The sequence below is a fragment of the Streptomyces sp. SJL17-4 genome, assembly GCF_036826855.1.
Classification (GTDB): Bacteria; Actinomycetota; Actinomycetes; order Streptomycetales; family Streptomycetaceae; genus Streptomyces.
Genome location: NZ_CP104578.1, coordinates 8,476,906 through 8,499,196, shown reverse-complemented (window position 1 = coordinate 8,499,196; position 22,291 = coordinate 8,476,906). Strand labels below are relative to the sequence as shown.

Genomic DNA, 22,291 nt, shown 5'->3' with positions numbered 1-22,291 from the left:
GGTGCGGGCAGGGCCTTGCGGTCGAGCTTGCCGTTGGCGGTCAGCGGCAGGGCGTCCAGGACGACGACCGCCGAGGGGACCATGTGGCCGGGCAGTCGCTGCGCCGCGAACTGGCTGATCTTGCGCGAGAGTTCGGCGCGGGAGGCGTCATCGTGGGCGTCGGTTTCGAGGTCGGTCGAGAGGACCACGTAGGCGACGAGGCGGGTGTCGCCGGGGGTGTCCTCGCGGGCGACGACCGCGGCCTGGTCGACCAGCGGGTGGGCGGCGATCACGCCCTGGACCTCGCCGGGTTCGATGCGGTAGCCGCGGATCTTGACCTGGTCGTCGGCGCGGCCGAGGAAGACCACCTGGCCGTCCGCGGTCCACTTCGCGCGGTCGCCCGTGCGGTACATCCGCTCGCCGGTCTCGTACGGGTTGGCGACGAAACGCTCGGCGGTCAGCGCCTCCCGGCCCACGTATCCGCGGGCGAGGCCGGCGCCGGAGACGTACAGGTCCGCAGTCACGCCGACCGGGACCGGCTGGAGACGGGAATCGAGCAGGTAGAAGCGGGTGTTGGCGATCGGTGTGCCGACCGGGACGGTTCCGTCGGCGATCGCCTCGGCGGTGAGCCGGGTGGTCGCGATGCCGATGGTGGTCTCGGTGGGGCCGTAGTGGTTGTGGACCGCGCGCTCGCCCGCTGCGGCGAGCAGCTCGCGCAGCCAGACCGTCGAAGCGGCCTCACCGCCGAGGACCACGGACTGCGCGGGCAGTACGGCCTCGATACCGGAGGCCGTCAGGGCGGCCAGGTGCGAGGGGACGGCCTTGAAGTGGTCGATCTCGTGGTCGGTGAGGTAGGCGGCGACGGCGTGAGGATCGGTGACCGCTGCCTCGTCGAGGATGTGGAGTTCGCCGCCGGTGGTGAGGCTGGCGAAGACGACGGTGTTGCCGAGGTCGGTGGCCTGGGCCTGGAGGAGTGCGTACCGGGCGCCCTCGTCTCCGAAGCCGAGGCGGTCGGGGATGGAGGCGGTGTAGTTGGCCAGGCCGCCGTGGGTGACGGCGACGCCCTTGGGCCGGCCGGTCGAACCCGAGGTGTAGATCACGTACGCCAGGGACCGCGGGTCGACAGGACGCTCGGGGCGGCCGGTCGGGGCGGCGGCGAGCTGCATCTCCACGAACGTTCCGTCGAGGGCCACCAGGCGCGAGCGGCCGGCGGGCAGTTCGTCGAAGAGGTCCTCGGTGGTCAGGACCAGCGCGGCACGGCTGTCGCGAAGGATGTACGCGATCCGGTCCGTGGGCTGCGCCGGGTCGAGGGGCAGGTAGGCGGCTCCTGCCTTCCACGTGCCGAGGATGGTCGCGATCATGTCGGCGCCGCGCGGCAGGCACAGGCCCACGACCGCCTCGGCGCCGATGCCCTGGCCGGTGAGGTAGTGGGCGATGCGGTTGGCCCGGGCGTCCAGTTCGGCGTACGTGATGTCCGTGCCGTCGGCGGTGAGCGCCACGGCGTCGGGGGTGCGGTCCGCCCACTGCTCGAAGAGCTCGTGCACCGGGGTGGCGGGCTCGTCGGAGGAGGTGGCGTTCCAGTCGGTCAGCACCCGGCGGCGCTCGTCCTCGGCGAGGATCCGGATCGAGGCGAGCGTACGGCCGGGGTCGGCGGTCGCCTGGTCGAGGACCTGTCCGAGGCGGGCGGCGAGGCGGGCGGCCGAGGCCACGTCGAACAGGTCGGCGGCGACCGTGAGCGAGCCGCGCAGGCCCGCCGGGGCGCCCTTCGCGTCGTAGAGCTCGCGGACGGAGACGTCGAGGTCGAACTTGGCGGCCCTGGTGCCGGCTTCGCGACCGTCGGCCGTGGTCGTGGCGGCGGGAGCGGCCGTGGTCGTGGCCGGGTCGATGACGGTCCGCTGGTTGTTCTGGACGGTCAGCATGACCTGGAAGAGGGGGTGGCGTGCGAGGGAGCGGGCCGGGGCGAGCTCCTCGACGAGCTTCTCGAACGGCACGTCCTGGTACTTGAAGGCGGACAGGACGGTCCTGCGGACCTGGGCGAGCACCTCGCGGAACGTGGGGTCGCCGGACAGGTCGGTGCGCAGGACGAGGGTATTGACGAAGAAGCCGACGAGGTCGTCCAGGGCCTCGTCCGTACGGCCCGCGACCGCCGTGCCGACGGGGATGTCGGTGCCCGCGCCGAGCTTGGAGAGCAGGGTGGCCAGGGCGGCCTGGAGGACCATGAACGTGGTCACGCCCTCCGCCCGCGCCACCGCGGCGAGCCGCTGGTGCACCTCGGCGGGGACGCTCAGCGGGACGATGTGCCCCCGGTGGGAGGCCACCGGCGGCCGGGGACGGTCCGTGGGGAGCTCCAGCTCCTCGGGAACGTCCGCGAGCGCCTCGCGCCAGTAGGAGGTCTGCCGGGACATCACGCTGTCGGGGTCGTTCCCGTCGCCGAGCAGCTGACGCTGCCAGAGCGCGTAGTCGGCGTACTGGACCGGCAGCGGCTCCCAGGCGGGAGCCCGGCCCGCGGCGCGGGCCTCGTAGGCGGTCGTCAGGTCCCGGGTGAGCGGGCCCTCCGACCAGCCGTCGCTTGCGATGTGGTGCATCACCACGACGAGGACCTGCTCGTCCGGCGTCCGGAACAGCTGTGCCCTGACGGACAGTTCGGCGCCGAGGTCGAACGCGTACCGCCCGGCCTCGTCGATCGCCCCGGACAGCTCCGCCTGGGCGACCTCGGTCACCGTCAGCGCCCAGTCCAGCTCGTCGGGGGTGAGGATCCGCTGGTACGGCTCGCCGTCGACGAGGTCGAAGACGGTGCGCAGGACCTCGTGGCGGCCGATGACGTCCCGCAGGGCGGCGCCGAGCGCGTCGGGGCGCACGTCGGCCGGCAGTCGCAGGACGACCGGGACGTTGTAGGTCGCGCTCGGGCCTTCCAGCCGGCTGATGAACCACAGCCGCCGCTGCGCGAAGGACAACGGGATCATCGGGACTCCTCCTGGTTGCGGCGCATCGGCTGCAACGCCGGGCGGGTTGTTTGCGCGGGTCGGGACTGTTCGGGCCGCTCGGACTGTTCGGCGTGTTCGTCGTGTTCGTCGGGGTGCCCGAGTTGGGCGGCGAGGCCCGCCACCGTGGGCGCGTCGAAGAGCGCGGCGATCTCCACCTCGACGCCGAGCACCGTCCTGATCCGGTTGACCAGGCGGACGGCGAGGAGGGAGTGGCCGCCGAGGGCGAAGAAGTCGTCGTGCACGCCGACCTCAGGGACACCCAGGACCTGGGCGAACGCCTCGCAGAGGACCTCTTCCTCGCGGCTCTCGGGGCCTCGGCCCGAGCCCGCCGCATCGGCGTAGTCCGGTGCGGGGAGGCTCTTGCGGTCGAGCTTGCCGTTGGCGGTCAGCGGGAGCGCGTCGAGGACGACCACCGCGGACGGGACCATGTACTCGGGGAGCCGCTGGGCCGCCGCGTCGCGGACGGCTCGCGCCAGGCCTTCGTCGGTCTCGTCGGGGTCGGTGGGGATGACGTAGGCGACGAGGCGGGTGTCTCCCGGGGTGTCCTCCCGTGCGATGACCGCCGCCTGGGCGACCTCGCGATGCGCCGTGACGACGGCTTCGACCTCGCCCGGCTCGATACGGAAGCCGCGGACCTTGACCTGCTCGTCCGCACGGCCCAGGTATTCCAGGAGGCCGTCCGTGGTCCAGCGGGCCATGTCGCCCGTGCGGTACATCCGCTCGGCGGGCTCGAAGGGGTTGGCCACGAAACGCTCGGCCGTCAGACCGGGGCGCTTGACGTAGCCGCGGGCGAGCTGGGTACCGGCGATGTAGAGCTCGCCGGCGACACCCGGGGCGACCGGACGCATACGGCCGTCGAGGACGTACAGGCGGGTGTTGGCGATCGGCCGGCCGATCGGCACCGTCTCCCCAACACTCTCGCCTGCCGAGATCTCGTGCACGCAGCAGCCGACGACCGTCTCCGTCGGGCCGTACTCGTTCACGATCACCGACTGCGGGGCCCGGGCCAGCCAGTCACGGACGACCGTGCCCGACAGGGCCTCGCCACCGACGACCCAGGTACGAGACGCCTGCGCCGCCTGCTCGGTGGTGAGCATCTCCGCGAGGAGCGGGAGATGGGCCGGGACCGCCTTGACCAGGCCGAACGTCTCCGACGCCTTGACCAGACTGGCGAGGCCCTCGGCGCCGCCCTGCTCGTCGGCCACGACCGCCAAGCCGGCGACCAGGGGCACCAGGACACTGGTCACCGTCAGGTCGAAAGCGAGCGAGGAGTGCAGCGGAGCACCGCCGGTGCCCTCGCGCATCTTGTACGCGTCGACAGCCCAGGTCACATAGTTCGCCAGGCCCTCGTGGGTGACGGCCACGCCCTTCGGACGGCCCGTCGAACCCGACGTGTAGATCACATACGCGACCGACTGGGGGTTGTTGTCCGCGGCAGGTGCGTCCGTCCGCGCAGAACTGAGCTGCATCCGCATCAGCGGGCTGTCCAGGGCCACGAAACGGTTCCGGCCCGCCGGGAGATCATCGAGGATCTCCTCCGTCGTCAGCGTCAGAACCGCACCGCTGTCGGCCAGCATGAAACCGATCCGCTCCGCCGGATACTCCGGATCGATCGGCAGATAGGCCGCACCGGCACGCCACGACGCCAGGAAGCCGACCACCGCGTCGATCCCACGCGGCAGGCAGACGCCGACCACCGACTCCGCACCGACGCCCTGACCGATCAGGTACTGCGCCAGACGATTCACCCGGACATCCAGCTCCGCGAAGGAGACCTCCTCCCCGTCGGCGACGACAGCCACCGCATCCGGAGTCCTCGCCACCTGCGCCGCGAACAGCTCCGGCACCAACACCGAACCGAGATCCGTCTCCGTGTCGTTCCACTCCACCAGCACCCGACGACGCTCGTCGGAATCGAGGACGTCGAGGTCGCTCAGGTGGGTCTGCGGGGCGACGGTCAGCAGGTCCAGGACGCGGACGAACCGTTCGCGCAGGGTGCGGACCGTGTCCGGGTCGAAGAGGTCGGCCGCTGCGACGACCTGGCCGCGTACGCCGGCCGGGGCGCCCAGCTCGTCGTGGGTTTCCGTGAGTCGGATCTCGACGTCGAACTTGGCCACGGCGGTGTCCGCGGACGTGCCGCCCCCTTCGGTTCCGGGGAGGTCGAGGACGGCGTCGGCGTTGTTCTGCAGGTCCAGCTGGACCTGGAACAACGGGTGCCGGGCCATCGAACGACTCGGCGCCAGCTCCTCCACCAGCCGCTCGAACGGCACCTCCTGATGCGCCAGCGCCGAAAGACTGACCTCCCGCACCCGCCCCAGGACCTCACGGAACGTCGGATCACCCGACAGATCCGTACGGATCACCAGCGTGTTGATGAAGAAGCCCACCAGGTCGTCCAGGGCCTCATCCGTACGGCCGGCGTTCGCCGAACCGATCGGGATGTCCGTACCCGCACCCAGCTTCGACAGCAGCATCGCGAGAGCGGACTGCAGAACCATGAAGGGAGTCACCCCCTCGGCTCGCGCCACCTCGACCAGACGCGCGTGGACCTCGGCCGGAATCTCCACCGGCACCCGATGCCCACGATGCGACGCCACCGCCGCACGCGAACGGTCGAATGGCAGCTCCAGCTCCTCCGGAGAACCCGCCAACGCGTCACGCCAGTAGATCATCTGACGAGCCATCACACTGTCAGGGTCGTTCTCGTCACCGAGCAGCTCACGCTGCCACAACGCGTAGTCCGCGTACTGGACCGGCAGCGGCTCCCACCCGGGAGTCCAGCCCTCGGCGCGCGCCGCGTACGCCGTGGACAGGTCCCGGGCCAGCGGAGCTATCGACCATCCGTCACCCGCGATGTGGTGCAGCACCACGACCAGCACCCGCGCATCGGGACCGGCCTCGAAGAGGGTTGCCCGGATCGGCAGTTCGGTGGAGAGGTCGAGGGCGTACGACTCCGCCTCCGCGATCGCGGCGTCGAGCGCCGTGGGCTCCACGTCGACGACGTTGAGCTGCCAGTCGAGGTCGGTGGGCTCGATGACGTTCTGGTACGGCTCGCCGTTCTCGGCCGTCGGGAAGACGGTCCGCAGGACCTCGTGCCGGCCGACCACGTCACGGAAGGCGAGGGCGAGGGCGTCCCGGTCGACCTCATGGGCCATCCGGAGCACGAACGGGATGTTGTAAGTCGCGCTGGGGCCCTCCAGCCGGCCGATGAACCACAGGCGCTGCTGGGCGAAGGACAGCGGAACCCGTTCCGGCCGCTCCCCCGCCGCCAGGGCGAGCCTGGCACGACCCGCACCGTCGAGACCGGCCGCGAGGCCGGCGACGCTCGGGGTGTCGAACAGGGCGCGGAGCGGGACCTCGACGCCGAGGACCGTACGGACCCGGCTGATCAGGCGGACAGCGAGGAGGGAGTGGCCGCCGAGGGCGAAGAAGTCGTCATCCACACCGACCTCGGGCAGTCCGAGGACCTGGGCGAAGACACCGCACAGGAGCTCCTCGCGCAGGTTCGAAGCGCTGCGGCCGGATCCCTCCTTGCCCGCCGAGTAGTCCGGGGCGGGGAGGGCCTTGCGGTCGAGCTTGCCGTTGACGTTCAGCGGCAGGGCGTCGAGGACCACGATCGCCGAGGGGACCATGTAGGACGGCAGGCGGTCGCTCGCGAACTCGGCGACCCGGTGGAGCAGTTCGGTCTCCGGAGTGCTGTCGTTCGGGACGACGTACGCGACCAGGCGCTTGTCCCCGGGCACGTCCTCGCGGGCCACGACCACGGCCTGGGCGACCAGCGGGTGGCCGGCCAGGACGGCCTGGACCTCTCCGAGTTCGATGCGGAAGCCCCGGATCTTGACCTGCTCGTCGGCGCGGCCGAGGTACTCGATCTGACCGTCCGCGTTCCAGCGGACCACGTCACCCGTGCGATAGAGACGACCGCCGTCGGACGAGAACGGGTCCGCGACGAAACGCTCACCCGTCAGCTCGGGACGACCCAGGTAACCGCGGGCCAGGCCCGCACCCGCGATGTACAGCTCACCCACCACACCGGCCGGGACCGGCGACAGGGTGCCGTCCAGGACGTACACGCGGGCATTGGAGATCGGGCGGCCGATCGGGACGATCCCGTCCACCTCGGCGTCCGCGTACCAGGCCGTGGAGTAGACCGTGGCCTCGGTCGGACCATAGATGTTGGCGACCCGGACGCCCGGGATCGCCGTACGGATGCCGGCGACAGCGTCCGCCGTGAGCGCCTCACCCGCCAGGACAACGGTCCTGGGGCGGGCGTGGATCTCGCCCGCAGCCACCATCTGGGCGAAGGCCGACGGAACACCGCTGACCAGACTGACGTCACCGACCGGCGCGTCCGCGTCGGCCAGGGCGAGGAGGTCGCCGACGATCTCGACGCTGCCCCCCGACACCAGCGGGCCGAAGAGCTCGAAGACCGAGACGTCGAAGTTGAAGGACGTGGAGACAAGGACCCGGCGGAAGTCCTCCCCGCCGAACTCCGCCGCCGCCCAGCCCATCAGGCCGGCCACGGAACGGTGCTCCACGACCACGCCCTTCGGGCGGCCCGTCGAACCCGAGGTGTAGATCACGTACGCCGGGTGCTCCGGACGGATCTCCATACCCAGGGGGGCGGCCTCAAGGCCGGCGAGGTCGAGTCCGTCCATGACCAGGACGGTCGTCGTGTCCGACTGCGGGATCACGGATGCCGTGCTCGTCGAGGTCAGGACCGCCGTCGGCTTCGCGTCCGCGAGCATGTACGCGATCCGGTCCGACGGGTAAGCCGGGTCGATCGGCAGATACGCGCCCCCGGACTTCAGCACCGCGAGCAGCGCCACCACCGTGTCGATACCGCGCTCCAGGCAGACACCGACGAACGACTCCGGACCCACACCCTGAGCCACCAGGTGACGGGCCAGCCGGTTCGCGCGGACGTCCAGGGACGCGTACGAGACCTCCGCACCACCCGAGACCACCGCCACCACCCCCGGCGTCCGTACCACCTGCGCCTCGAACAGCTCAGGCAGCGAACCGGCCGGCATCTCGACCGCCGTGCCGTTCCACTCGTCGAGGAGCTGTTCGCGCTCGGTCTCGTCCAGGATGTCCAGGGCGCTCAGGCGGAGCTGCGGGTCTGCGGCGAGCTGCTCGATGGCACGCGCCCAACGCGCCACGAGCCGCTCGGTGGTCTCCGCGTCGAAGAGGTCTGCGGCGGCGACCACGGAGCCGCGCAGGCCTGCCGGGGCTCCGTTCTCGTCGACGGTCTCGACCACCGAGGCGTCCAGGTCGAACTTCGCCACCGAGGTGCCGGTGCCAGTACCGGCACTGGTCGCGATGCCCCCGGTCCGTACACCGTCGAGGTCGAGGACGGCTTCGGCGTTGTTCTGCACCTGGAGCATCACCTGGAACAGCGGGTGCCGGGCCATGGAACGGCTCGGGGCCAGTTCCTCGACGAGCCGCTCGAACGGGACGTCCTGGTGGGCGAAGGCGGACAGGCTCGTCTCGCGGACGCGGCCGAGGACCTCGCGGAAGGTCGGGTCGCCGGACAGGTCCGTACGCAGGACGAGGGTGTTGACGAAGAAGCCGACGAGGTCGTCGAGGGCCTCGTCCGTACGGCCGGCGTTCGCCGAGCCGATCGGGATGTCCGTGCCCGCGCCCAGCTTCGACAGCAGCATCGCCAGGGAAGCCTGCAGGACCATGAACGTGGTCACGCCCTCGGCCCGCGCCACCTCCACGAGGCGGGCGTGCGCGTCGGCGGGCACGGTCAGGGCGGCGTCGTGGCCACGGTGCGAGGGCTCCGGCGGCCGCACGCGGTCGACCGGGAGCTGAAGCTCCTCGGGTGCGTCCGCCAGTGTCCGCCGCCAGTAGGCGACCTGGCGGGAGATGAGGCTGTCCTCGTCGTTCTCGTCGCCGAGCAGCTCGCGCTGCCAGAGCGCGTAGTCGGCGTACTGCACCGGCAGCGGCTCCCACACGGGGGCGCGGCCCTCGCGGCGTGCCGCGTAGGCGGCCGACAGGTCGCGTGCCAGCGGGCGCTTGGACCAGCCGTCGCTGGCGATGTGGTGCATCGCGACGACGAGCACGCGGTCAATGTCCGCGGTGGTGAACAGCGAGGCGCGGAAGGGGATTTCGACCGCGAGGTCGAAGGCGTGTCCGGCCGCCGCGGCGACCGCTCCGGCGAGCTCCTCCGGGGCGACCTCCACCAGGGGAAGGGTCCACTCCAGCTCGTCGACGGAGACGATCCGCTGGTACGGCTCGCCGTCGGAGACCTCGAAGACGGTACGCAGCACCTCGTGGCGCTCGATCACGTCCCGCAGGGCGGCCTCGAGGGCCTCGTGGTCGACGTCGCCGTCGAGGCGCAGGGCCACCGGGACGTTGTAGGCCGCGTTCGGGCCCTCCAGCTGGCCGATGAACCACAGGCGGCGCTGGGCGAAGGAGAGCGGTACGCGGTCGGGGCGCTCCCCCGCCTTCAGGGCCAGCCGGGCCTGCTCGGCACCGGTCAGGCCGGCGGCGAGTCCGGCCACCGTCGGGGCCTCGAAGAGTTCGCGGATTCCGACCTCGACGCCGAGGACGGAACGGATGCGGCTGACGAGGCGGACGGCGAGCAGGGAGTGGCCGCCGAGCTCGAAGAAGTCATCGTCCACGCCGACTTCGGGAAGTCCGAGGACCTCCGCGAAGGCCAGGCAGAGGATCTCCTCCTGAAGCGTCGCGGCCCGCCTGCCACCCGAAGCGAGCGACGAGGAGTAGTCGGGTGCGGGCAGGGCCTTGCGGTCGAGCTTGCCGTTGCCGGTCAGCGGCAGCGCGTCCAGGACGACGACCGCCGACGGGACCATGTGCTCCGGCAGCCGCTGCGCCGCGAACTCCTTGAGGGATCCGTGGAGTTCGTCGTTCGTGTCGTCGATGTCGGTCGGGACGACGTAGGCGACGAGCCTGCGGTCGCCAGGGGTGCCCTCGCGGGCGACGACGGCGGCCTGGTCGACCAGCGGGTGGCCGGTCAGGACGCCCTGCACTTCGCCGGGCTCGATGCGGTAGCCGCGGATCTTCACCTGGTCGTCGGCACGGCCGAGGAAGACCACTTGGCCGTCCGCCGTCCACTTCGCACGGTCGCCCGTGCGGTACATCCGCTCGCCGGTCTCGTACGGGTTGGCGACGAAACGCTCGGCGGTCAGCGCCTCCCGGCCCACGTACCCACGGGCCAGGCCGGCACCGGAGACGTACAGCTCACCGGCGGCACCGGGGACGACCGGGCGGAGGTTCGCGTCGAGGATGTAGAAGCGGGTGTTGGCGATCGGCGTGCCGACCGGGACGGTCCCGCCCGCGATCCCCTCGGCCGTCAGCCGCGTGGTCGCGATGCCGATCGTCGTCTCGGTCGGGCCGTAGTGGTTGTGGACCGCGCGCTCGCCGGCCGCGGTGAGCAGCTCGCGCAGCCAGACCGTCGAAGCGGCCTCACCGCCGAGGACCACGGACTGCGCGGGCAGTACGGCCTCGATACCGGAGGCCGTCAGGGCGGCCAGGTGCGAGGGGACGGCCTTGAAGTGGTCGATCCCGTGCTCGGTGAGGTAGGCGGCGACCAGTCCCGGGTCGGTGACCGCCGCCTCCTCCAGGATGTGGAGTTCGCCGCCGGTGGCCAGGCTGGCGAAGACGACGGTGTTGCCGAGGTCGGTGGCCTGGGCCTGGAGGAGTGCGTACCGGGCGCCCTCGTTTCCGAAGCCGAGACGGTCGGGGACCGAAGCCGTGTAGTTGGCCAGGCCGCCGTGGGTGACGGCGACGCCCTTGGGCCGGCCGGTCGAGCCCGAGGTGTAGATCACGTACGCGAGGGACTGCGGGTCGACGGGACGCTCGGGGCGGTCGGTCGGGGCGGCGGCGAGCTGCATCTCGACGAAGGTGTCGTCGATGGCCACCAGACGCGAGCGGCCGGCCGGGAGCTCGTCGAGGATCTCCTCCGTGGTCAGGGCCAGGGCGGCGCGGCTGTCGCGGAGCATGTACGCGATCCGGTCCGTCGGCTGCGCCGGATCGATGGGCAAATAGCCCGCGCCCGCCTTCCACACGCCGAGGATCGCGGCGATCACGTCCACGCCACGCGGCAGGCACAGGCCCACGACGGACTCGGGGCCGATGCCCTGGCCGATCAGGTAGTGGGCGATGCGGTTGGCCCGCGCGTCCAGTTCGGCGTACGAGACCGACGTTCCGTTGGCGACGATCGCCTTCGCGTCGGGCACGCGGTCCGCCGACTGCTCGAACCGCTCGTGGACCAGGGCCGGTCGGCCCTCGGTCGCCGTGTCGTTCCAGATCGTCAGGACCTGGCGCCGCTCCTCCTCCGGCAGAACGTCGACCCTGCTCAGGCGTACGCCGGTGTCCTGGGAGAGGGTGTCGAGGAGGGTCGTCCAGGCGTCGGCGATGCGGCCCGCCCAGGCGGCGTCGAACAGGTCGGCGGCGACGGTGACCGAGCCGCCCAGACCCGCCGGGGCGCCGTGGGCGTCGAAGACCTCGGCGACCATGACGTCCAGGTCGAACTTCACGGCCGTTCGACCCGACGTCGCCTCGTCGTCCGCGGCTGCCGCGCCCGCCCGTACGCCGGGCAGGTCGAGAACCGCGTCGATGGTGTTCTGGAGGGTGAGGACGGTCTGGAAGAGGGGGTGGCGGGCCATGGAGCGGGCCGGGGCCAGCTCCTCGACGAGCTTCTCGAACGGCACGTCCTGGTGAGCCATCGCCGCCAGGCTCGTCTCCCGTACCCGGTTCAGGACCTCACGGAAGGTCGGGTCGCCGGACAGGTCCGCGCGGACGACCAGGGTGTTGATGAAGAAGCCGACGAGGTCGTCGAGGGCCTCGTCCGTGCGGCCGGCGTTCGCCGAGCCGATCGGGATGTCGGTGCCCGCGCCGAGCTTGGAGAGCAGGGTGGCCAGGGCGGCCTGGAGGACCATGAACGTGGTCACGCCCTCGGTCCGCGCCACCGCGGCGAGCCGCTGGTGCACCTCGGCGGGCACGTTCAGCGGGACACTGTGGCCCAGGTGGGACGCGACCGCGGGGCGCGGCCGGTCGAAGGGCAGGTCCAGCTCCACGGGGGCGTCCGCGAGCGCCTCGCGCCAGTAGGAGACCTGCTGGGAGATGAGGCTGTCCTCGTCGTTCTCGTCACCGAGCAGCTCGCGCTGCCAGAGCGCGTAGTCGGCGTACTGCACCGGCAGCGGCTCCCACTGGGGGGCGCGGCCCTCGCGGCGCGCCGCGTAGGCGACCGAGACGTCACGGGCGAGGGGGCCCATGGACCAGCCGTCTCCGGCGATGTGGTGGACGACGACCACGAGGACCTGCTCGTCGGGGCCGGCGTCGAACAGCCAGGTGCGGATCGGGGCCTCGACCGAGAGGTCGAAGGCGTACTTCTCCGCCTCCCTGATCGCCGCGGGCAGGTCCGCCGGTGTCACCTCGGCGGCCGACAGCTCCCAGGCAAGGTCCTCCAGGTCCAGGATCCGCTGGTAGGGCTGGCCGTCGGCGACCTCGAAGACGGTGCGCAGGACCTCGTGGCGGCCGATCACGTCGCGCAGGGCCGCGCCGAGCGCTTCGCGGTCGACTCCGCCCGAGAGCCGCAGGGAGACGGGCACGTTGTAGGTGGCGCTGGGGCCTTCCAGCTGGCTGATGAACCACAGGCGCTGCTGGGCGGAGGAGAGCGGGATGCGCTCGGGGCGCGTGCCCGGGCGCAGGGCGGGCCGTGCGCTCCTGGCACCGGCCAGCCGGCTCGTGAGGGCGGCGACGGTCGGCGCTTCGAAGAGGATGCGCAGCGGGACCTCGATGTCGAGGACCGTACGGATGCGGCTGATGAGGCGGACGGCGAGGAGGGAGTGGCCGCCGAGGGCGAAGAAGTCGTCATCCACACCCACTTCGGGCAGGCCCAGGACCTGCGCGAAGACACCACACAGGAGCTCTTCGCGCTCCGTCACGGGACGACCGCCCCCACTCACGAACTCCGGCGCCGGCAGCGCCCTCGCATCGAGCTTGCCGTTCACCGTCAGCGGCAGGGCATCGAGGACGACGACAGCCGACGGAACCATGTACGACGGCAGACGCTCCGCCACAAAACCCGTCACCCGAGCCCTCAGCCCGGCCACATCCACGCCGCCATCCACGCCGCTGCCGTCTTCTGCGACCACGTAGGCGACCAGCCGAGGGTCCCCCGCCATGTCCTCACGGACCACGACCGCGGCCTGCGCGACACCCGCGCACCCCGCCACCACCGCACGCACCTCACCAGGCTCGATACGGAAACCCCGCACCTTCACCTGATCATCAGCACGCCCGACAAAGACCAGCTCACCCCCACCGGTCCACCGCACCACATCACCCGTGCGATACAACCGGCCACCACCCACACCGAACGGATCAGCCACAAACCGCTCAGCCGTCAGCCCCGCACGACCCACATAACCCCGCGCAAGCTGAACACCACCCACATACAACTCACCCGCAACACCAGGAGCCACAGGCCGCAAAAACTCATCCAGCACATACATCCGCGTATTGGCCACCGGCCCACCGAACGGCACCACACCCACACCATCCGGATCCACCACACCCACCGCGGAGATCACCGTCGCCTCAGTCGGCCCATACGCATGCACCAACCGACGACCCGACGCCCACACACGCGCCAACGACGGATCAATCCCCTCCGAACCCACCACCATCGACACCACACCGGCCAGATCACCCGGATCCAACACAGCCAGCAACGACGGCACCACACTCGCCGACACCACACCCGCCGACCCCACCAAACCCCGCAACAACACCGGATCAGACCGCTCAGCAGCCGAAGCCACCACCAGCCCACCACCCGACGCCAACGCCACCCCCACATCCAGCACCGACGCGTCAAACCCGAACGAAGCAAACTGCAACACCCGAACCCCACGCCCCACACCCATCAACGGAGCGAACACCGACACCAAATTCGCCAACGCCCCATGCCCCACCCCCACACCCTTCGGACGACCCGTCGAACCCGACGTGTAGATCACGTAGGCCAGGCCGGTGTCCTCGTAGGTGGCCTCGGGGGCCGTGTCCGGTGCGGAGTCGAGTGCGGCCCGCAGCTCGGGGCCGTCCACGACGGCGACCGGCGCGCGGTCCGCGGGGAGGCCGGGCAGGGCCTCTTCGGTGGTGAGCACGAGAGCGGCGCCGCTGTCGGCGATCAGGTACGCCTTGCGGTCGGCAGGGTGCTCGGGGTCGATGGGCAGGTAGGCGGCTCCGGCCTTCCACGTCGCCAGGACGGCGACGATCATCTGCTCGTCGCGGCCGAAGCTGAGGCCGACGACGGATTCGGCGCCGATGCCCCGCTGGATCAGGAAGTGCGCGAGGCGGTTGGCTCGGGCGTCGAGCTCCGCGTACGTGAGCTCGGTGCCGCCCGCGATCACCGCGACCTCGTCCGGGGTGCTCGCGGCGTGGGCCGCGAAGAGCTCCGGCACGGTGGTGGGCGCGACGGTCGTGGCGGTGTCGTTCCAGGCGTTCAGGAGCAGGTCACGCTCGGGTGCGTCGAGTACGTCGACCGCGCTGAGGCGGGTGGCGGGCTCGGCGACCAGGGCGGCGAGGACGCGCGTCCAGCGTTCGGCGATCCGGCCGGCCGAGTCCTGCTCGAACAGGTCGGCGGCGGCCACCACGCTGCCATGCAGTCCGCCGGGGGTTCCGTCGGTGTCGGCGGTCTCGGAGATCTGGAAGGCCAGGTCGAACTTGGCCGCGGCCTCGACGGGGCCGGCCGGTCGCGCGGCGGCCGGCGGGGTGTGCAGGCCGGACAGGTCGAGGACCGCCTCGGCGTTGTTCTCCAGGGAGAGCATGACCTGGAAGAGGGGGTGGCGGGCGAGGGAACGAGCCGGGGCGAGCTCCTCGACGAGCTTCTCGAACGGCACGTCCTGGTTCGCCATCGCCGCCAGGCTCGTCTCGCGTACCCGGTTCAGGACCTCACGGAACGTCGGGTCGCCGGACAGATCCGTCCGCAGGACGAGCGTGTTGACGAAGAAGCCGACCAGGTCGTCGAGTGCTTCGTCGTTGCGGCCGGCGTGGGCCGATCCGATCGGGATGTCGGTGCCCGCGCCAAGCTTCGCGAGGAGTACGGCGCCGGCGGCCTGGAGCACCATGAAGGTGGTGACGCCTTCGGCCTGTGCCAGGTCCCGCAGCTGTGCGTGGACGTCGGCCGGGACGGTCACCGGGATGCGGTGGCCCCGGTTGGTGGAGACGGCGGGGCGGCGGTGGTCGGCGGGGAGCGTCAGCTCCTCCGGGGCACCTGCCAGTGTCTCGCGCCAGAAGGCGACCTGGCGGGATCCGACGCTGTCGGGGTCCGCCGAGTCGCCGAGGAGCTCGCGCTGCCACAGCGCGTAGTCCGCGTACTGCACCGGCAGCGGCTCCCACGCGGGGGCCTCTCCCGCGCACCGCGCCGCGTAGGCGGTGGAGAGGTCCTGGGCGAGCGGACGCTTGGACCAGCCGTCGCTCGCGATGTGGTGCATCACCACGACGAGGACCTGCTCGTCGGTCCCGGCCGAGAACAGCCAGGCACGGAAGGGTATTTCGGCGGAGAGGTCGAAGGCGTACTCGCCCGCCGTGGCGACCGCGTCCGGCAGGTCGTCGGCGGCGACCTCGACGAGCGGCAGCTGCCAGGTCAGCTCCTCCATGGGGATGACCCGCTGGTACGGCTCGCCATCGGTGACGGGGAACACGGTACGCAGGACCTCGTGCCGCTCCAGGACGTCCCGCAGGGCCGCGGCCAGCGCCGTGTGGTCCACGTCCCCGGCCAGGCGGAGCGCGACGGGGACGTTGTAGCCGGTGTTCGAGCCCTCCAACTGGCCAATGAACCAGAGGCGTTGCTGGGCGTACGACAGCGGGGTGCGCTCGGGGCGCGGCATGGGGGCGAGTCCGGTGCGCGCGGCGCCGGCCAGACCCATCCGGGCCGCGAGGCCGGCGACCGTCGGCACCTCGAAGAGCGTCGCCAGGTCCAGTTCGACGCCGAGCGCGGTGCGGACACGGCTGACGAGGCGGACGGCGAGGAGGGAGTGGCCGCCGAGGGTGAAGAAGCTCTCGTCGACGCCGACGTGGTCGAGTCCGAGGACCTGGGCGAAGGCCTCGCAGAGGACCTCTTCCTCACGGCTCTCGGGGCCCCGGCCGGAGCCGCCGGTGTGGGCGTTGTCCGGTGCGGGGAGGTTCTTGCGGTCGAGCTTGCCGTTGGCGGTCAGCGGGAGCGCGTCGAGGACGACGACCGCGGACGGGACCATGTAGTCGGGCAGGCGTCCTCGGGCGAACTCGGCCACGGACGCGGCGAGTTCGTCGTCGGTCTCGTCGGGGTCGGTGGGGACGACGTAGGCGACGAGGCGGGTGTCTCCCGGGGTGTCCTCCCGTGCGATGACCGCCGCCTGGGCAACCTCGCGATGCGCCGTGACGACGGCTTCGACCTCGCCCGGCTCGATACGGAAACCACGGACCTTGACCTGCTCGTCCGCACGGCCCAGGTACTCCAGGAGACCGTCCTTGGTCCAGCGGGCCATGTCACCCGTGCGGTACATCCGCTCGGCGGGCTCGAAGGGGTTGGCCACGAAACGCTCGGCCGTGAGGGCGGGGCGCTTGACGTAGCCGCGGGCGAGCTGGGTGCCGGCGATGTAGAGCTCGCCGGCGACGCCCGGGGCGACCGGACGCATACGGCCGTCGAGGACGTACAGGCGGGTGTTGGCGATCGGCCGGCCGATCGGCACCGTGTCCCCGACACTCTGACCTGCCGAGATCTCGTACACGCAGCAGCCGACGACCGTCTCCGTCGGACCGTACTCGTTCACGATCACCGACTGCGGGGCCCGGGCCAGCCAGTCACGGACGACCGTGCCCGACAGGGCCTCGCCACCGACGACCCATGTACGGGACGCCTGCGCCGCCTGCTCGGTGGTGAGCATCTCCGCGAGGAGCGGGAGATGGGCCGGGACCGCCTTGACCAGGCCGAACGTCTCCGACGCCTTGACCAGACTGGCGAGGCCCTCGGCGCCGCCCTGCTCGTCCGCGACTACCGCCGAGCCGGCGACCAGGGGCACCAGGACACTGGTCACCGTCAGGTCGAAAGCGAGCGACGAGTGCAGCGGCGCACCACCGTCGGTGTTGTTCATGCCGTACGCGTCGACTGCCCAGGTCACATAGTTCGCCAGGCCCCCATGAGTGACGGCCACGCCCTTCGGACGGCCCGTCGAACCCGACGTGTAGATCACATACGCGAGAGAGTGCGGAGCAATGCTTGCTGTCGGTGCGTCCGTCGGTACCGAGGCCAGCTGCATCCGCATCAGGGCGCTGTCCAGGGCCACGAAACGGTTCCGGCCCGCCGGGAGATCATCGAGGATCTCCTCCGTCGTCAGCGTCAAGACCGCACCGCTGTCGGCCAGCATGAAACCGATCCGCTCCGCCGGATACTCCGGATCGATCGGCAGATAGCCGGCACCTGCGCGCCACGACGCCAGGAACGCGACCACCGCGTCGACCCCACGCGGCAGGCAGACGCCGACCACCGACTCCGCACCGACGCCCTGACCGATCAGGTACTGCGCCAGACGATTCACCCGGACATCCAGCTCCGCGAAGGAGACCTCCGCCCCGTCGGCGACGACAGCCACCGCATCCGGAGTCCTCGCCACCTGCGCCGCGAACAGCTCCGGCACCAACACCGAACCGAGATCCGTCTCCGTGTCGTTCCACTCCACCAGCACCCGACGACGCTCGTCGTCGCCGAGGACGTCGAGGGAGGCGAGGGGCAGGTCGGTGCCGTCGGAGAGTGCGGTCTCCACTGCGGAGACCAGGTGCTCGACGGCCCTGTGCACGAGCTCCGTCACGGAGTGCGGGGCGATGGGGACGATGGCGTCGACGACGAGGGTGAGGGTCTCGCCGTTGTCGTTGACGGCCACGGACAGGGGGTAATTGGTGCGGTCGTGGGTCCAAACGGTGCGGATGCCGGTGATCGCGGCCGTGTGCTCGCCATCGGCCTTGCGGCCCGTGTCGTGGCGGTAGTTGAAGAAGGAGGTGAAGACCGGGGTGTCGGCCGGCAGGCCACCGGCCCGCTGGGCCACGGCCAGGGGGGCGTGCTCGTGCTCCATGAGGCGGGCGAGCTGGCCGCGCATGGCCTTGATGGACTCGAGCGCGCCGAGTTCCCCGGTGCGCACCCGGACGGGAAGGGTGTTCATGAAGGGGCCGGGGACGCGGTCGGAGCCGGTGCCCGCGTTCATGCGGCCGGAGAGCACCGTGCCGAAGACGACGTCCTCGCGACCGCTGAGCGCGGCGAGGACGCGTGCCCATGCGACGTGCAGTACGGGGGCGGGGCTGACGCCGAGGCGTCGTGCGACGTCGCGGAGGCGGGTGGTGAGGGCGGGCTGGAACTCCCGTTCTCCTCGGGTGATGCCGGTGCCGTCGCCGCGGACGTCGACCAGGCCGTAGGCGGCGGTGGGCTCGGTGACGTCGCCGAGCAGCTCGGCGAAGTACTGCTCGTGTGCGGCCTCCTCGACGCCGGTACGGGCCTGGGCGACGAAGTTGCGGAAGGGCAGCGGCTCGGGGAGGTCCTGGCCGCGGCCCGTGAGGAAGGCCTGGACCTCGTCGAGAAGGACTTCCTTCGCGGTGTGGTCCTGCACCATGTGGTGCATGCGCAGCAGGGCGAGGCGCTTGCCGTCCGCCGTCGGTGTGACGTGCAGGGTGATCAGGGGGGCGCGGCTCAGGTCCATCGTGGTGCCGCCGGCCGTGACCAGTGCGGCGACGAGGTCGTCGGTGTCCGCGTCGAGGGTCACGTGGGTGACGGGCAGGGCGGCGTGGCGCCGGACGACCTGGACGGGTTCACGCAGGCCGTCCCACATGATCGCCGTGCGCAGGATGTCGTGGCGGTCAACGACGGCCTGGAGCGCGGACAGGAAGCTGTCGAAGCGCTCGGTGGAGTCGAACTCGATGACGGTGGGGAGCGCGTAGGCGTCGTCCCCGCCCTCGTTGAGGAGGTGGTGGAAGAGCAGGCCCTCCTGGAGGGGGGCGAGCGGGTAGATGTCCGCGATGTTGGCGGCGCCGCCGTCGACGGAGGTGACGATCCGGGCCAGTTCGTCGGTCGTCAGGTCGACGAGCGGCAGCATCTCCGGCGTGATCTCGGTGGCGTCGGCCGGGATGAGGTTCTCGGGGACGGCGTTGTGGGCCGTGCTCGTCGCGAGGGCGAGACCGGCCGGGGTCGGGGTCTCGAAGAGTGCGCGTACGGAGACGGACAGGCCGCGCTCGCGGAGCCGTTCGACGAGGCGGACGGCGAGGAGGGAGTGGCCGCCGAGGGCGAAGAAGTCGTCATCCACACCCACTTCGGGCAGGCCCAGGACCTGCGCGAAGACACCACACAGGAGCTCTTCGCGCTCCGTCACGGGACGACCGCCCCCACTCACGAACTCCGGCGCCGGCAGCACCCTCACATCGAGCTTGCCGTTCACCGTCAGCGGCAGGGCATCGAGGACGACAACAGCCGACGGAACCATGTACGACGGCAGACGCTCCGACACGAAACCCGTCACCCGAGCCCTCAGCCCGGCCACATCCACGCCGCCATCCACGCCGCTGCCGTCTTCTGCGACCACGTAGGCGACCAGCCGAGGGTCCCCCGCCATGTCCTCACGGACCACGACCGCGGCCTGCGCGACACCCGCGCACCCCGCCACCACCGCACGCACCTCACCAGGCTCGATACGGAAACCCCGCACCTTCACCTGATCATCAGCACGCCCGACAAAGACCAGCTCACCCCCACCGGTCCACCGCACCACATCACCCGTGCGATACAACCGGCCACCACCCACACCGAACGGATCAGCCACAAACCGCTCAGCCGTCAGCCCCGCACGACCCACATAACCCCGCGCAAGCTGAACACCACCCACATACAACTCACCCGCAACACCAGGAGCCACAGGCCGCAAAAACTCATCCAGCACATACATCCGCGTATTGGCCACCGGCCCACCGAACGGCACCACACCCACACCATCCGGATCCACCACACCCACCGCGGAGATCACCGTCGCCTCAGTCGGCCCATACGCATGCACCAACCGACGACCCGACGCCCACACACGCGCCAACGACGGATCAATCCCCTCCGAACCCACCACCATCGACACCACACCGGCCAGATCACCCGGATCCAACACAGCCAGCAACGACGGCACCACACTCGCCGACACCACACCCGCCGACCCCACCAAACCCCGCAACAACACCGGATCAGACCGCTCAGCAGCCGAAGCCACCACCAGCCCACCACCCGACGCCAACGCCACCCCCACATCCAGCACCGACGCGTCAAACCCGAACGAAGCAAACTGCAACACCCGAACCCCACGCCCCACACCCATCAACGGAGCGAACACCGACACCAAATTCGCCAACGCCCCATGCCCCACCCCCACACCCTTCGGACGACCCGTCGAACCCGACGTGTAGATCACGTAGGCGAGGTTCGCGGGGTTGGTGTGCCGGGAGGGGGCGACGGCGGGCATGCGGTCGAGGCCGGTGAGGGTGGCGGGGTCGTCGAGCCAGACGACGCGTTCGACGCCGAGCCGGGCGGCCGCGCCTTCGGCGGCGTCGCGGGTGCTGACGACGGCACGGGCTCCGCTGTCGCGGAGGATGTAGGACAGCCGCTCCTCGGGGTGCTCCGGGTCCAGCGGTACGTAGGCGCCACCGGCCTTCCAGACGGCGAGGATGCCCACGAGCATGTCGAGGCCGCGGGGAAGGCAGAGGCCGACGACCGATTCGCTGCTGACGCCGAGGCCGAGGAGGTGGTAGGCGAGGCGGTTGGCGCGGGTGTCGAGTTCCTCGTACGTGAGTTCCGTGCCCTCGAAGACGGCGGCGACGGCCTCGGGGGTCAGCTGCGCGTGTGCCTCGAAGAGGTCGGGGACGAGGGCGGCTTCGACGTCGGTCGTGGTGGCGTTCCACTGGTGCAGGAGCAGGTCGCGCTCGGTCTCGGTGAGCACGTCGACGGCGCTGAGGCGGGTGGCGGGGTCGGTGACCAGCGCGGTGAGGGCGCGGGCGAGCCGCTCGGCGAGGTGGGTGGCGGTGTCCTGCTCGAACAGATCGGCGGCGACGATCACGGATCCTTGCAGGCCCGCGGGAGCGCCTTCGGCGTCGACGTGCTCGTCGACGGCGATCTCGAGGTCGAACTTGGCGATCTTCTTGAGGTTGGCGGTCACGTCGTCGGTGGCGACGTCGGCGAGCGAGCCGGCGCGTACCGCTCCGAGGTCGACCTGCGCCCGGGTGGCGTGGTCGACGGAGAGCATGACCTGGAAGAGGGGGTGGCGGGCGAGGGAACGGGCCGGGGCGAGCTCCTCGACGAGCTTCTCGAACGGCACGTCCTGGTTCGCCATCGCCGCCAGGCTCGTCTCGCGTACCCGGTTCAGAACCTCACGGAACGTCGGGTCGCCGGACAGATCCGTCCGCAGGACGAGCGTGTTGACGAAGAAGCCGACCAGGTCTCTGAGGGCGACGTCGGTGCGGCCGGCGACCGCGGTGCCGACGGGGATGTCGGTGCCGGCGCCGAGCTTCGACAGCGTCATCGCGAGGACGGCCTGGACGGCCATGAAGGTGGTGACGCCTTCGGCGCGCGCGAGGTCCCGCAGGCGTGCGTGGACGTCGGCGGGGACGGTGAAGGGGGCGCTGAGTCCCTGGTGGGAGGGGACGGGCGGGCGGGGGTGGTCGAACGGCAGGGCCAGTTCCTCGGGGGCGTCGGCGAGTGCCTCGCGCCAGAAGGCGACCTGGCGGGATCCGACGCTGTCGGGGTCCGCCGAGTCGCCGAGGAGCTCGCGCTGCCACAGCGCGTAGTCCGCGTACTGCACCGGCAGCGGCTCCCACGCGGGGGCCTCGCCCGCGCACCGTGCCGCGTAGGCGGTGGAGAGGTCCTGGGCGAGCGGGCGCTTGGAGTAGCCGTCGCTGGCGATGTGGTGGACGAGCAGCGCGAGGGCGTGCTCGTCGGGTCCGGCCGAGAACAGCCAGGCGCGTACCGGGAGTTCGGTGGAGAGGTCGAAGGTGTGCCCGAAGACTCCGGCGACGGCGCCGGCCAGGTCCGCCGGGGTCGCGGTGTCGGGGAGTTCCACCGTCTGCAGGGCCCAGTCCAGATCGCCCATCTCGTGGATGTGCTGGTGGGGTTCGCCGTCCTCGACGCGGAAGGTGGTGCGCAGGACCTCGTGGCGTGCCAGGACGTCCCGCAGCGCCGCTGCCAGCGCGTCCCGGTCCACCGCGCCGGTCAGGCGGAGGGACACCGGGATGTTGTACGTCGCGCTGGGGCCCTCCAGCTGCTGGATGAACCACAACCGACGCTGCGCGAATGACAACGGAATCAT

At 71.2% G+C, this 22,291-nt stretch carries 2 protein-coding genes (1 of these 2 cut by a window edge); both read right to left on the bottom strand.

Annotated elements, in window-relative coordinates:
- Positions 1-2,942 carry the 5' end (the start) of an amino acid adenylation domain-containing protein gene (locus N5875_RS38055; protein WP_338499013.1) on the bottom strand. Its footprint begins 6,862 nt before the window's first position, so 2,942 of the gene's 9,804 nt are visible here — the first part of the coding sequence; its start codon is at positions 2,940-2,942; its stop codon lies beyond the left edge, outside the window.
- Positions 2,939-22,291, bottom strand: a complete 19,353-nt coding sequence (locus tag N5875_RS38050) for a non-ribosomal peptide synthase/polyketide synthase (protein ID WP_338499011.1) — start codon at positions 22,289-22,291, stop codon at positions 2,939-2,941. The genes N5875_RS38055 and N5875_RS38050 overlap by 4 nt, the downstream gene beginning before the upstream one ends.

Excerpts from the sequence above, each read along its gene's own strand:
- N5875_RS38050 (WP_338499011.1), bottom strand. The coding sequence starts at position 22,291 with ATGATTCCGTTGTCATTCGCGCAGCGTCGGTTGTGGTTCATCCAGCAG.